The organism is Kitasatospora sp. NPDC059973 (assembly GCF_042737525.1).
Taxonomy (GTDB): Bacteria; Actinomycetota; Actinomycetes; order Streptomycetales; family Streptomycetaceae; genus Kitasatospora.
The window spans coordinates 39272-52420 of sequence record NZ_JBHWUI010000045.1 but is presented as its reverse complement, the minus strand read 5'-3'; the positions used below and the strand labels follow the sequence as shown (position 1 = coordinate 52420).

Below are 13149 nucleotides of genomic sequence, written 5' to 3'. Positions count from 1 at the left end.
CGTCGCGCCCGCGTGACGGCCGCGGCACCCGGCCGCCGGGGTCTCCCCGCAGGTGGGCGGTGCCCGGGCGGGCGGAACCACCCGGTAGCGTTCGGGCGACCTATCACCGTGGGCGAACCGACGCCTCGCCGCAGACCAGGAAGAGGACGGCCACCGTGGCAGCAGCACACCCACCCCGCCGAGGGCCCCGGGCGGCGGCGCGCGGATCCGCCGTCGCCGTCCTCGGCCTGCTCGTGGCGCTGGCCGGGTGCGCGACCCCCGGGGAACTGCGGGACGCGGGGGCCGCCCGGCCCGTGACGCCGTCCCCCAAGCCGCAGCCGCTCTGGCCGGCGCTGGCCGCGGCGCCGTCGCCGACCTCCCCCGCCGCGTCCGAGACGGGCCCCGCCGAGCCGCCACCGGTACCGGTGCCGGGTGTCGCCGTGCCCGGCCCGGACCTCACCTCGGTGGACCTGGGCGCCCTGCTGGCCAAGGACCCGGCCGTGTCCGCGGAGGAGCGGCGCGCCCTGACCGGCTGTCCGGACTGCGGGGTCCGCGACCCCGAGTTCCGCGATCTCACCGGTGACGGCCGCCCCGAGCTGATCGCCGCGGTCGCCACCGGCGGCTCGGTCGTCCTGCACGTCTACACCCTGGGCAGCGGCGGGGTCGTGCCCGTCCTCCGGGTGGCGGTGCTCCGGGCGTTCAGCGCCGAGACCCTCGCCGCCGACCTCTGGCTGAACGAGGCGACCACCCCCTCCTCCCGCACCATCAGCCACTACGGCTGGAACGGCACCCGGCTCGTCCTGCTGGAGCAGCGGGTCGAGGCGATCGGTCCGGTCACGGCGCCCGGCCGCGGCCCCACCCCCGCCGACCGGCCCTCCGAGCCGGCCGGAGCCGCCCAGCCGAGTGCCGCGCCGTTCTCCGCCAAGCCCGCGGTCTCGCCCTCCAGCGGGGTGGGCCAGCCCCGCCGCCCCGACCAGGCGGTCCCGGTCCCCGCCCCCCGCCCGGGCACGGCGGTGCCGACCACGGCCCTCCCGACCCCGGCCGCCCCGGAAGCGAAGCGATGACTCCCGCCCCCGTCCACCCGCACATCCTGATCGTCGAGGACGACGAGGTGATCCGCGAGGCCACCCGGATGGCCCTGGAACGCTACGGATTCCCCGTCAGCACGGCCGCCGACGGGCTGGAGGGGCTGGAGGCGTTCCACACCGCCCGCCCCGACCTGATCCTGCTCGACGTGATGCTGCCGCTCCTCGACGGGGTCGGCCTCTGCCGGCGCATCCGCGAGGAGAGCCAGCTGCCGATCCTGATGATGTCGGCGCGCACCGACCCCGTCGACGTGGTCTCGGGCCTGGAGGCCGGGGCGGACGACTACGTCGTCAAGCCGTTCGAGAGCGCGGTGCTGGTGGCCCGGATCCGCACGGTGCTGCGCCGGGTCCCGGTGGCGCCGGCCGGAGCGGCACCCGCGCCCGAACCGGCGGCCGGCACCGGAGCGCCGGCCGCGACACCCGCCGGACCCGCCACGCCCACCGCGACACCCGCCTCCGCACCCGCCTCCGCACCCGCCGACGCCGAACCGGCGCCGGCGGCCCGCACGGTGCGCGCCATCGACGGACTGGAGGTGGACACCGACAGCATGGAGGTGCGGGTGGACGGCCGCCTCGTCCCGCTCACCCCCACCGAACTGCGGCTGCTGCTGGAGTTCACCGCCGCGCCGGGCACCGTGCTGGAACGCTCCGGTCTGCTCGAACGGGTCTGGGACTACGACTGGGGGGCCGACACCAGGGTGGTCGACGTCCATGTCCAGCGGCTGCGCGCCAAGATCGGCTCGGGTCGGATCGAGACCGTCCGCGGCTTCGGCTACAAGCTGCGGCGCCCGGCATGACCCTGCGCCGTCAGATCGCCACCGCCGTCGCCGCGATCTCCGTCCTGGTCGCGCTGAGCGTCGGTCTGCTGGTCCACCAGGCGATGGTGCGTCAGCACGTCGACCAGGCCCGCCGGTCCGCACTCGGCGCGCTGGACTCCGCCCTCACCTCCTACGGCCGCAACGGCGAACCCGCCCGCCCGGGCGTCGCCCTGGACGATCCGGCGCTGCCGCCCCGGCTGCGCGCGCTCGCGGCGGACGGCCACCAGGGATCCGTCCTGGCCACCGGTCCGCAGGGCGAGGCGATGTGGGCGGCCGCGCCCGTGGACGGCGCGGTGCTGTCCGTCCGGGTGGACTTCACCGCGGACCGCGGTGCCATCGGCGACCTCGACCGGATCATCCTGATCACCGTCACCGCCTCGGTGTTCACCACCGTCCTGGCGGGCGTGCTCGTCGCCGACCGGATCAGCCGCCGGCTGCGCACCGCCGCGACGGCCGCCCGCGAGATCGCCGCCGGGCGGACGGACACCCGGATGGGCGAACTGGGCGACGGCCGGGACGAGGTCGCCGACCTCGCCGCCGCCGTCGACTCGATGTCCCAGGCGCTGCACCGCCGGTTGGAGGACGAGCAGCGGTTCACCGCGGACGTCGCGCACGAGCTGCGCACCCCGCTCACCGGTCTGGTCACCGCCGCCGAACTGCTCCCGCCGGGGCGGCCCACCCAGCTGGTCCGCAACCGGGTCCAGGCGCTGCGCTCCCTGGTGGAGGACCTGCTGGAGGTCTCCCGGCTGGACGCGGACGCGGAGACGCCGTACCTGTCCCCCGTGCCGCTCGGCCGGGCCGTCCGGCGGACGGTCACGATCACCGGCCTGACCGTCGGCCTGTCCGTGCGGGCGGAGGGCGACGCCCCGACCGACCCGGCACCCGGTGCCGACGGACCGGTGGTGCGCACCGACCTGCGCCGGCTGGACCGGATCCTGGCCAACCTGCTGGTGAACGCGGACCGGCACGGCCGGGGCCCGGTGCTGCTGAGCGTCGACGGGCTGCGGATCACCGTCCGCGACCACGGCCCCGGCTACCCCGACGACCTGCTGCGGCACGGACCGCAGCGCTTCCGCACCAGCGTGCGCGAGCGCGGGCGCGGACACGGTCTCGGCCTGACCATCGCCCAGGGCCACGCCCGGGTGATCGGCGCGGAACTGACCTTCGCCAACCACCCGGACGGCGGCGCCGTCGCCTCCCTCGTCCTGCCGGCCGGGAGCGCCGGTGAGCCCGGTGAGCCCCCCGCCGAGGAGCTCGACCCCGGCGAGCAGACCGCCCCCGCCCAGCCGGACGGCGCGCACCCGTAGGCACCGGCACGACGCCGGGCGACACGACGCCGGGCGCCCCGGCCGCAGGAGGCGGCCGGGGCGCCCGGGTGTCGGGAAGCCGTCGGTCAGCCGTTGCTCTTGCTGAACGCCTCCAGCCAGCTGAGCTTCGGGCCGAAGAGGCCGACCGAGGCCGCGCCCGTCGCCAGACCCGACGACGACGACGGCTGGGGCTCGCTGTGCGCCAGCGCCGCGGTCGGCACGGCCACTACGGCCGCGGCCGCCAGAACCGCGGTGACGACGAACTTGCCAAGGTTTCCACGCACGGACATCTCACGCCTTCCAAGGTCATCACTGCTCTGCCACCCGCCCTCACGAACGGGCCGGGCCCGGAACGGGCCCCAGAGGCGCCCGGTGAGGGGCACCCGCGAAACGTTTGCACACGAACGCGGGCAAGTCGCCCTTTTCGCCACCCGAGCGGTACGAACGGGTGACAGACATGCCCCGGTCGGGTGAGCCGCCCCGGCGAACGGCCCAGCGCCCGGCGCGACGCGACAGCCCGTCGGTCGGCACGCAGGCGGCGGCAGGCAGGCAGGCAGGCAGGCAGCAGCACGCGGCGCCAGCGCGCGCACGGCGGTGCGGTGAACCGGCGGGTCGAGGCCAGCGCCCGGGCGATGCCGCAGTCCGGCACCGCCCGGGCGCGCAGGCCCGGCCGGGCGGACCGCAGGGCGGCCAGGCCCTCGACCGCGATCGCCTCCGCGGCGTGGTCGTCGCTGCGGTGGAACAGCTCCGCCGCCTCGGCCTGCGCGGCGGCGGCCCGGCCGAAGCGGCCCAGCAGCATCAGCACGTAGGCCAGGTTGTTCAGCGACTCCCCGCGCCCGTGGTCGTCGTCGATGGCCCGGAAGACCTCGGCGGCCCGGCCGAGCGCCACCTCGGCCGGCCGGAGCCGCTCCGCCCGCACCAGCATGGTGCCCAGGTTGTAGAGCGCCGAGGCCTCGCCGTCGCCCTCGCCGCAGGCCCGCTGCAACTCGGCGGCCCGGGTGCCGGCCGCGACGGCCTCGTCGAGCCGCCCGAGCTCACCGAGCACCGCGGCGCGCGGTCAGCTCCGCGGCCTGGCCCTTCGGGTCCCCCGAGTCCGCGAAGACCGCGGCGGCCTCGTCGAGGACGTCGACCGCCTCGCCGGCGCGGCCCGCCGCCCTGAGCGTCACGGCGAGCCGCAGGAAGGGCCAGCGGACCGGCCGGCCCGTACGGCGGGCGGCGTCGAGTGCGGCCCGCCGCGCCCGGACGGCCTCCGCCGGGTGCCCGGCCCGCTCCAGCGCCTCGGCGAGGTGGTCCAGGACCATCACCTCGCCCAGCGCGTCCTGGGCGTTGGCGGCGTCCCGGAACCACTCCAGGGCCCGGGTGAAGGTCCCCGCCGCCTCCTCGTACCGGGCGCTGCCGAGCTGGGCGACGCCGAGGTTGTGCAGTGCCCAGCCCTCCCAGGGAACGACGCGTTCGGCTCCGGCAGTCCGGCCAGGGCCGGGTCCTGGGGCGCCGGCAGCTGGATGGTGACGTTCCGGCCCTGCACCACCGCGTGGAAGAACGTCCCGCCGTTGACCGTGTTCCGCATGCCGCCCCCCGGCTCGCACCGTTGCCCGCCACCCCGCCGGCCGGTCGCCGTAGCGGGGTCCCCGCGGGCCAGGCTACGACGGAGGGGGCCGACCGGGAGGGCGGTTGCGGCGACCGGCGCGGCCGGGCCGGTCGCCGACTCAGGTCCGCGGCGGCGCCAACAGGGCCCGGGCGGCGGCGATCTCGGCGCGGGCCGCCTCCTCGACCGCCGTCAGGTGCTCGGCGCTGCCGGGCCCGACCGGTATCCGCACCGGGAGCGGTCCGGAGGCCTCGACGATCCGGAGCACCTGCCGGGCGAAGTCCTCGGGCCGGCCGACCCCGGGCACCTCGGCCAGCGCACCGAGCGCACTGCGCATCGGGCCGGTGAACTCCGCGTAGTCCGGCGAGCGGCCGGCCGCGTCGGCGAGCGAGGAGCCGTACCGGGTGGCGTAGCCGCCGGGCTCCAGCGCGGCGACCCGGATGCCGAACGGGGCCGCCTCGGCCGCCAGCGCCTGGGTCATGCCCTCCAGGGCGTGCTTGCCGGTGACGTACGCGGCCAGGCCGGGGAAGGCCGTCCGGCCGGCCAGCGAGGAGACGTTGAGGATGTGTCCGCCGCGCTGCGCGCGCATCACGGGCAGCGCCAGGCGGGCCAGCCGCCACGGGCCCACCACCAGGATCTCCAGCTGGTCCCGGAGCTCGTCGTCGCCCACCTCCTCGACCGCTCCGAAGAGCCCGCAGCCCGCGTTGTTGACCAGGACGTCCAGGCCGCCGAGGCGGTCGACCGCCACCGCGACGGCCTCCGCGCACTGCCCGGGGTCGCGGACGTCCAGGGCGACCGGGACGACCCGGCCCCGGTGCTCGCCGACCAGGCCGTCCAGCGCCACCGGCTTGCGGGCGGTCGCCACCACGGTGTCCCCGGCGGCTGCCACCGCTCTCGCCAGTGCCAGTCCGAGCCCGGACGAACAACCCGTGACCAGCCAACGTCGTGCCATGACGGCCCCCCTGACCTCGTGTGCGGTGTGTCCCGCCACGGTCCCAGAGCCGTCCGCCGCCGCCCAGAGCCGGGACCGACCGCCCTGCGGCGCGCGGTGGCGCGAAGGGGCGCGAGAATCCGCCACGCGCCCCTCGGCCGGGGCGGCCCCGAAGGGGACCCCCGGGCCGGGCGGCGCTCCGGGCCCAGCGGATCGCGCGGCCGTCGGCGCGGAGGTCCTCCAGGGTCTGGCGCCCGGTCGGGTCCGCGAGCGCGCGGCGGAGCCCGGACCAGCCCCGGGTGTCTGTCACCCGTCATTTCCAGCAGTTCGGCCGCTTGACCGATAGGTGGCCCGCGAGAGTCGGGGGCGCCCCGTGGCGGACCACCGAGCAGCTCACCCGGTGGCGCGAAGTCGCCTGCTCATGTCACACACCGTTGACAGTCATCACACATCCCCCTCAGGATCTCACCCGCCCCACACAACTGACGGCACCTCACCGACCCGTCGGAGCCCAGCGGAAACCGTCGGACCCCATCTGGCCCGTGCAGCCCTCGCGCGCCGCCACCACCCTCGGAAGGACTCCCCATGCGCCGCACCACCGCCCTGCTGCTGACCTCCCTGCTCGCCTCCGCCGCCGTGCTGGCCGCCCCGACCGCCGCCGAGGCGCGGGCCGGCGCCGACAACCCGACCACCGGCTCGTGCGTCGCCTACCCGTCGGGCCCGTTCGGCGTCGGCGTCTGTTCCGGCCTCGAACCCCGCCGGGCCTGGTCCGTCTCGGCCAAGTGCATGTCCGGCCTCACCGTCACCAGCGGCCTGCGGCTCGGCGACGGCACCGCGACCGCCAACTGCGGCAACAGCCGGGTCTACACCACCCAGGTCTCGATCGGTCCGATCCTCCCGTAGGGCCGGTCTCCGGACTCCGCCGGCCGAGCCGGCGAGCCGCCAGGTGAGGGTCACGGCCGGGGGCGTCGGCCCGGCCGTGACCCTCAGGCGTGCGGCTCGGCCGGTCGACCCGCCGGGTGGGCCATGCCGAGCGGGGCCAGCACGGTCGCGGCCGCCGTCACCGCCTCGGCGACCAGCGCCGCGGTGCGGGCCGCCTCGTAGAGGTGCTCGCGGGCGTCGCGCGCGGCCCGCAGGGCCTCGTGGGCCCGCTCCCCGTCGAGCCCCTCGCCGCGGGCCGGGCCGACGCGCCCGGCCGCCTGCTCACTACTGAGGAACGAGGCGAGCTGGTCGAGGAGTTCGGGCAGCCGGGCGGTCACCCCGGCCAGCGCGGCGACGGCCTCGACCGCGTCCCCCGGGAGCACCAGGCCGGGCGCTCCCCCTGGTGCGCCGCTGCGCACTGCGGCGCTGAGCAACTCGGCCGCCTCCGAGGACAGTTCGGCAACGGACAGCGAGGGCGAGGGCGGTACGGCATCACTCACGGCGACTCCTCCTTGGTGATCGGCAGCCGGGCCCGACCCGGGTGCCCGGGGCTTCTCTCCGGGTCCGTCTGCCCCGTCGGCGCGCAGCCAGGCCTGCGCCGGCCGACCGTGGCAGGAACCGGTCACCACCGGCCGGCAGGGCGCGGCGCGACCGCCGGCCAGGCGGCGACACCCCGCGCCACGGCCGGAACGGGCCGACCCTGGAGGAGCCCGGCCGACGCACGGTGGCGGCGGCCGACCGGGACCGGTCCGGGCGGCGGCGCCGGCCGCGACCGCGTCGTCAGGGCCTGGGAGAGGCCCCGCGACCGGCGACGTGGCTCCGAACACCGCAGCGGTCTCACCCGCGCCTCACCGCGACCTCCCGGACGGCGGCGCCGAACGGACGGGCGGTGCGCCCGCGCCCGGCCGCGCCGGCGGGCGGACCCCACCCATGAGGCTCCGTCGGACCCGGCGCGAACGGCCGGCGGACGTTCACCGGGGCATGGCTCGGCGCCATTCTTTCCCATCGCCACCGACGTCAATCCGGCGACGGCGGACATTCTTCGCCAGCACGGCTTCGTTCACCATTCGACCACACCACGGCGCCGCAATATCCTCAACAGCCATTGTGACACCGCATGTTCGAAGGTAGAGTCCCGGTCCGCCGAGCGCGAATGAGCGCTTGCGAGCAATTCTTTGGGGCGGGCATGTCACATGACAACAGCACCACTAGAGTTCCTTCCGACTTACTTGACGCGTTCACGGAAACCGTTGGCCGCTTTCCGGAGCGCCCGGCGATCGTCCGACACGGCCGGGCCATAGGTTACGCCCGACTGCACGCGGCGGTGAGCGACCTGGCCAGGCGCCTCGGGCCCGATCCGGGGGTGGTCGCCGTGCAGGCGCACCACATTCCGGAAACGGTTGTCGGGCTGCTCGGCATCCTCGCCGCGGGCGGGGTCTACTGCCCCATCGATCCGGCATTCCCGGCCCACCGGTCGCAGACGATGCTCTCGGCGGTCGGCTGCCGCACAATGGTCGCGGCCGATCCCGGATCGGCACACCGACTCGGCCTCGATTGGATCGCCCCGGCCCCCCTGCCGGAATTCTCCGCAAACCTGGGGAGAACGGCCCGGGCGGGCGTTCCGAATTCGCCCGGCACCGCGCCGGATGCCGTTCCCGGCGCCGCGCCGGACAGCCTTCGCCCGCCTCCGGCGGAGCCGGGCCGGAACGCGGACACCGGCCGGAACGCGGACACCGGCCGGAACGCGGACACCGGCCACAGCGACGCCCGCGACGGCGCCGGGAGCCGGAGCGGGACCGCCGGCGGGGAACCGGCCTACCTCCTCTTCACCTCCGGCTCCACCGGACAGCCGAAACCCGTCCTCACCCCCCGCCGGGCCCTCGCCGCCGTGGTGCCCTCGCTGCGCGAGCTCTTCGGCCTCACCCCCGACGACCGCGTGCTGCAGTTCGCCTCCCTCAACTGGGACACCTGCTTCGAGGAGATCCTGCCGACGCTCACCGCGGGCGCCACCCTGGTGTTCGACGACGAGGCGCACCGCGGGTCCTTCCCGCGGTTCCTGCGGATGGTCGAGCGCGAGCGGATCACCGTCCTCGACCTGCCGACCGCCTTCTGGCACGAGCTGGTGCTCCACCTGGCCGAGGAGGGCGCACCCCTGCCCGACTGCGTACGGGTGCTGGTGATCGGGGGCGAGCCGGCGAGCCCCGCCCGACTGGCCGACTGGACCGCGCTGGACACCAGGCGGATCCGCCTGGTCAACACCTACGGCTGCACCGAGACGGCGCTGATCACCCACGCCGTCGACCTGCACGGCCCGCAGGCGCCCCCGACCGGCTGGGACTGGCCCGGCGGCGCCCGGGCGCCGATCGGCCGCCCGCTCCGCCATGTCGTTCAACTGATCAGCGAACAGGGTGAGTTGCTGATCGGCGGGCCGTCCGTGGCGCTGGGCTACCACGGCCTGCCCGAGGCCACCGGCGCCAGGTTCACCGTCGTCGACGGCGTCCGCTGCTTCCGCACCGGCGACCTCGTGAGCGGGTCCCCGGACGGCCTCCTCACCCACCGCGGCCGGCTGGACGGCGAGGTCAAGGTCCGGGGCATCCGGGTGGACCCGGCGGAGGTGGAGGCGCACATCGCGGGCCACCCCGGGGTGCACGCGGTGGCGGTGGCCGCGGCGGCGCTCGCCGGCCGGTCCGCCCTGGTCGCCTATGTGGTGGCGCGGGCGGACGCGAAGGGAGGAACGCTGGACGCCGATGTCCTGGCGTACCTGCGCGCGGAGGTCCCCGGCCATCTCGTGCCCAGCCGGATCACCGTGGTGCCCGAACTGGTGCGCACCGCGAGCGGAAAGGTCGACCGGGCCGGCTCGCACCGCCGGTACGCGGCCCCCGAACAGGTCAAAGGAGACCTTCGATGAACGTTGACACCACCCTCTCCACCGCCGTCCACGGCACACCGGCGGCGGCCGCCGCGGAGCGTTCCGCCGCCGGGGTCGACGGCCTGGTGGCCGTCTTCCGCCGGGTACTGGAGACACCCGGGGTCGCGCCCGACTCCGACTTCTTCCAGCTCGGCGGCGACTCGCTGATCGCCACCCGGGTGCTCAGCGCGATCGCCCGCGACCACGGCGTGGAGCTGACCTTCGACGACTTCCTGCTCGCGCCGACGCCCCGGGCGCTCGCCGAGAAGATCGCGGCCGGCAGATGACCGACCCCGACGACGCCGCGGCGGCACCCCCACCTCGGGAGCCCGGCCGGGTCAGGACCGCCGTCGTGGTCGGCGCCGGGCTCGCCGGCCTCACCGCCGCCACCGGGCTGGCGGCCCGGGGCATCGACGTCACCGTACTGGAGGCCCGCACCCGGGTCGGCGGGCGCACCCGCGGCCTGCCGGTCGCGCCCGGCTGCCAGGTCGACGCCGGAGCCGCCTACCTGGGCGAGCGGCACACCGAACTCCTCGCCCTGGTCAAGGAACTGGGCCTGGACACCACGTCGACCACGATGCGGGGCGCCAGCCGGTTCGTCCTCGGCCCCGAGGGCACCACCCGGGACGGCCGGTTCCCGCCGCTCAACGCCGTGGCACTCGGCGACCTCTTCGACCTGCTGGACGAACTCACCGCGGCCGTCCGCCCCGACGCGCCGTGGCTCACTCCGGACGCCGAGCGGCTGGACACCCTCACCGCCGCCGAATGGGCCGACCGGCGGCTGACCCACCCGGACGCCCGGCTCTTCTTCCCGCTGTTCCTCGGCGAGATGATGGCCGCCGACCCGGCCGACGTCTCCGTCCTGCACATGGCGTTCTACCTCCGCTCAGGCGGTGGCGTCCGCTACCTCAACGCCTTCGAGGGCGGCGCCCAGCAGGACCGGATCACCGGCGGCGCCCACCAGGTGTGCGAGCGGCTGGCCGGCCGGCTGGGCAGCCGGGTGCGGCTCGGCGAGGCCGTCCGGGCGGTCCACCAGGACGACGCCGGGGTCACCGTCCACGCGACGGCCAGCGCCCACCGGGCGGACGTCGCGGTGCTGGCGCTGCCGCCGCTGCTCGCCGACGCCGTCGAGCACCGGCCGCCGCCGGCGGTGCCCCGGGCGGGCGACCGGACGGCGCGGGGCTGCGCCGTGAAGGCGACCCTGGTCTACCCCGCGCCGCTCTGGCGCGCGCACGGCCTCTCCGGCTGGTCGGTCAACGCCGAGGGCCCGCTGCTGTCGACGGTGGACGACTCACCGGCCGACGGCGGGGTCGGCGTCCTGACCGGCTTCGTCACCGGGGCCGAGGCCCGGCGGTTCGGCGCGCTGAGCCCGCGGCGGCAGCGCGCGGCCGTGGTGGAGCAGGCCGCCCGGATCTTCCCGATGCTCCCGCCGCCGACCGGCCTGCACATCACCGACTGGGTCGACGAGCGGTACAGCCAGGGCTGCTACGCGGCGCTGCGGGGGCCCGGCGACTGGCTCCGGTACGGACCGACGCTGACCGCACCGCACGGGCGGGTGCACTGGGCCGGCACCGAGACCAGCACCGAGTACTTCGGGCTGATGGAGGGCGCCGTCCGCTCCGGCCACCGGGTCGTCGCCGAGATCCTCGCCCGGGACTGACCCCGGCACCCAGCCGGGTGCCCAGCCCGGCACCCACCGCGGCCCCGCCCCGGCCGGGCCGTTCACGAAGGCGCACCGGCAGCCGTCCCCGCCCCGGGGCACCGCCACCCGGCGCCCCGTCGTACCCGCACGCCCGCACGCCCGCACGCCCGCACCACCCGGTCCGCGCCGCAGCGCGGGCCGGCCCCCACCGTCGCCCGGCCCGGTTCCACAAGGACCCCGCCGGGCCACTCCCCCAGGAGACCGCCATGAGCGACCGGAGTCCCCTCGCGCCCCTCGCCGCCCGGGAACGGCTGATGACCGAACCCGCCCTCGGCGCGGGCAACTTCCTGGACCACGCCCTCGCGGTCAACCCGAACCGCGCCGTCCCGTTCGCCTACAGCCACCACACCGACCACCGCGGCGCGGTCGTCCTGCGCGGCCACAGCCTGCTCGACCTCGCCGCCCTGCGCGACTGCTACGCCAGCTGGTACTGGGCCAACGGCGTGCGCCCCGGCGAGCCGGTCGGCATCGTCGTCGGCGAGGGCCTGGAACCACTGCTGCACTTCCTCGCGCTGACCGCCCTCGGCGCCGTCCCCGCCCTGGTCAACGACGCCATGCGGCACGACGTCATGGTCCGCTACCTCGACCACGTGGGCGTGGTCGGCATCGTGGCGGACGATCCCACCCGCCTCGCCGCGGCCTACCGCGAGACCCCGAGCCGCCGCCCCCGGTTCATCGTGCCGGCCGCCGAGATCCGGGCCTTCGACGCCGGCGCGGCCCGGCTCCCCGAGGTCTACCCGTACCGGCACGCCGACGCCAACGTGGTCGCCCTGATCCACTCCTCGGGCACCACCGGCACGCCGAAGTCCACGATGCTGGCGCATCGTCAGTTCTGGGACGGCAAGCAGCCGCGGATGGTGCGCTTCCCCGCGGAGCCGTACGACCGGCTGATGTCGATGATGCCGCACACCCACGCGGGCGGCCTCAGCTACTTCCTCACCGCCACCCTGCTCGGTCTGCCGACCGTGGTGATGTCCGACTGGCGGCGGGCGGTCGTGGAGCCGGTGATGGAGGCCTTCAGGCCCACCATGGTCGCCTCCTTCCCGCGCACCTTCGTCGAGCTGGCCACCGGCGAACCGCCCACCAGGGGCGCGGCCGAGGTGCACTCCTGGTTCAACACCGGGGACAGCGCGCACTACGGGCACATCCGGCGGCTGGTGCGGCTCGGGCGGCGGCCGGCCGGGCTGATCCGGCCGTGGCTGCTGCCCCGGCAGCGGGCCGAACAACCCGACCTGCCCGGTTCGCAGTTCATCGACGGCCTGGGCTCGTCCGAGATGGGCATGGCGCTGTTCGGCCAGGTGACCACACCGGAGAGTGCCCGCGACGACCGCTGCGTCGGCAAGCCGCTGGAGGTCGTCCGGCGGGCCTCGATCCTCAGCGAGGACGGCGAGGAACTCCCGGACGGCACGGTCGGGTTGCTCGGGGTCGTCTCCCCCTCGCGGACCCCGGGGTACTGGAACGACCCGCGGCTCACCGCGAGCTTCGAACTGGCCGGCCACTGGCTCACCGGCGACGTGGCGCGCCGCGACGCCGAGGGCAACTTCTACCACCTCGACCGGACGGTGGACGTCATCGACACCGCGGCCGGCCCGGTCTACAGCCTGCCGATCGAGGAGGTGCTGCTGGCCGACTGCGGCGAGCTCGTCCAGGACTGCTCGGTGATCGGCGTGCCCGGGGCGCCGGGTGAGGGCCAACGGCCGCTCGCCGTCGTCCGGTTGCAGGCCGAGGCCGCGGCGGCGACCGCCGAGGAGGTCCAGGAGGCCGCCAACAAGGCGCTCGCCGGCGCCGGACTGGCCACGCTCGCCGCGGTGAGCATCGCCCGGACACCGGAGGACTTCCCGCTCGGGCCGACCGGCAAGGTGCTCAAGCGCGAACTGCGGACCCGCTTCGCCACCCGCTTCACCGGCCAGTAG

At 76.2% G+C, this 13149-nt stretch carries 13 protein-coding genes and 1 pseudogene; 8 read left to right on the top strand and 6 right to left on the bottom strand.

Annotated elements, in window-relative coordinates:
- Positions 1-155 precede the first annotated feature (155 nt).
- Genes ACFWA9_RS15255 through ACFWA9_RS15245 form a run of 3 tightly spaced genes read left to right on the top strand, consistent with a single transcriptional unit; the run spans position 156 to position 3189 of the window.
- Positions 156-1043 (top strand): hypothetical protein, encoded by an 888-nt coding sequence (locus tag ACFWA9_RS15255; RefSeq protein ID WP_380387301.1) that lies wholly within the window; start codon positions 156-158, stop codon positions 1041-1043.
- Positions 1040-1861, top strand: a complete 822-nt coding sequence (locus ACFWA9_RS15250) for a response regulator (RefSeq protein WP_380387298.1) — start codon at positions 1040-1042, stop codon at positions 1859-1861. Before ACFWA9_RS15255 ends, ACFWA9_RS15250 begins: the two co-directional genes overlap by 4 nt.
- The gene (locus ACFWA9_RS15245) at positions 1858-3189 is read left to right on the top strand and encodes a sensor histidine kinase (protein WP_380387295.1); all 1332 of its coding nucleotides are present in this window, start codon (positions 1858-1860) and stop codon (positions 3187-3189) included. The genes ACFWA9_RS15250 and ACFWA9_RS15245 overlap by 4 nt, the downstream gene beginning before the upstream one ends.
- A gap of 86 nt (positions 3190-3275) precedes the next feature.
- On the opposite strand, the gene ACFWA9_RS15240 is transcribed toward ACFWA9_RS15245, so the two are convergent.
- From ACFWA9_RS15240 to ACFWA9_RS15220, 5 genes and pseudogenes are all read right to left on the bottom strand, one after another.
- Positions 3276-3410, bottom strand: coding sequence for a hypothetical protein (locus ACFWA9_RS15240; RefSeq protein WP_380387292.1), 135 nt, complete (start codon positions 3408-3410; stop codon positions 3276-3278).
- Between the two features lie 5 nt (positions 3411-3415).
- Positions 3416-4234, bottom strand: a complete 819-nt coding sequence (locus tag ACFWA9_RS15235) for a tetratricopeptide repeat protein (RefSeq protein ID WP_380387289.1) — start codon at positions 4232-4234, stop codon at positions 3416-3418.
- Positions 4224-4493 (bottom strand): hypothetical protein, encoded by a 270-nt coding sequence (locus tag ACFWA9_RS15230; RefSeq protein WP_380387310.1) that lies wholly within the window; start codon positions 4491-4493, stop codon positions 4224-4226. The genes ACFWA9_RS15235 and ACFWA9_RS15230 overlap by 11 nt, the downstream gene beginning before the upstream one ends.
- A 54-nt stretch (positions 4494-4547) precedes the next feature.
- A pseudogene (locus tag ACFWA9_RS15225) lies at positions 4548-4775 on the bottom strand (hypothetical protein); the annotation flags it as partial.
- 120 nt (positions 4776-4895) lie between these two features.
- Positions 4896-5726, bottom strand: coding sequence for an SDR family oxidoreductase (locus tag ACFWA9_RS15220; RefSeq protein WP_329491499.1), 831 nt, complete (start codon positions 5724-5726; stop codon positions 4896-4898).
- A gap of 564 nt (positions 5727-6290) precedes the next feature.
- Here ACFWA9_RS15220 and ACFWA9_RS15215 point away from each other — a divergent pair.
- Complete coding sequence (locus ACFWA9_RS15215) at positions 6291-6608, top strand: hypothetical protein (RefSeq protein WP_380387286.1); 318 nt, start codon at positions 6291-6293, stop codon at positions 6606-6608.
- Between the two features lie 83 nt (positions 6609-6691).
- Here the strand turns inward: ACFWA9_RS15215 and ACFWA9_RS15210 are convergent, their stop codons facing one another.
- Positions 6692-7126, bottom strand: coding sequence for a hypothetical protein (locus ACFWA9_RS15210; protein ID WP_380387283.1), 435 nt, complete (start codon positions 7124-7126; stop codon positions 6692-6694).
- A 617-nt stretch (positions 7127-7743) separates the two neighbouring features.
- Here ACFWA9_RS15210 and ACFWA9_RS15205 point away from each other — a divergent pair.
- The 4 genes from ACFWA9_RS15205 to ACFWA9_RS15190 all read left to right on the top strand — a co-directional run bounded on the left by ACFWA9_RS15205 (position 7744) and on the right by ACFWA9_RS15190 (position 13149).
- Positions 7744-9534, top strand: a complete 1791-nt coding sequence (locus tag ACFWA9_RS15205) for an AMP-binding protein (RefSeq protein WP_380387280.1) — start codon at positions 7744-7746, stop codon at positions 9532-9534.
- Entirely contained in the window at positions 9531-9821 is a 291-nt protein-coding gene (locus tag ACFWA9_RS15200) for an acyl carrier protein (protein ID WP_352295722.1), read from the top strand. Before ACFWA9_RS15205 ends, ACFWA9_RS15200 begins: the two co-directional genes overlap by 4 nt.
- Positions 9818-11194, top strand: coding sequence for a flavin monoamine oxidase family protein (locus ACFWA9_RS15195; protein WP_380387277.1), 1377 nt, complete (start codon positions 9818-9820; stop codon positions 11192-11194). Before ACFWA9_RS15200 ends, ACFWA9_RS15195 begins: the two co-directional genes overlap by 4 nt.
- 248 nt (positions 11195-11442) lie before the next feature.
- Positions 11443-13149 (top strand): class I adenylate-forming enzyme family protein, encoded by a 1707-nt coding sequence (locus ACFWA9_RS15190; RefSeq protein WP_380387274.1) that lies wholly within the window; start codon positions 11443-11445, stop codon positions 13147-13149.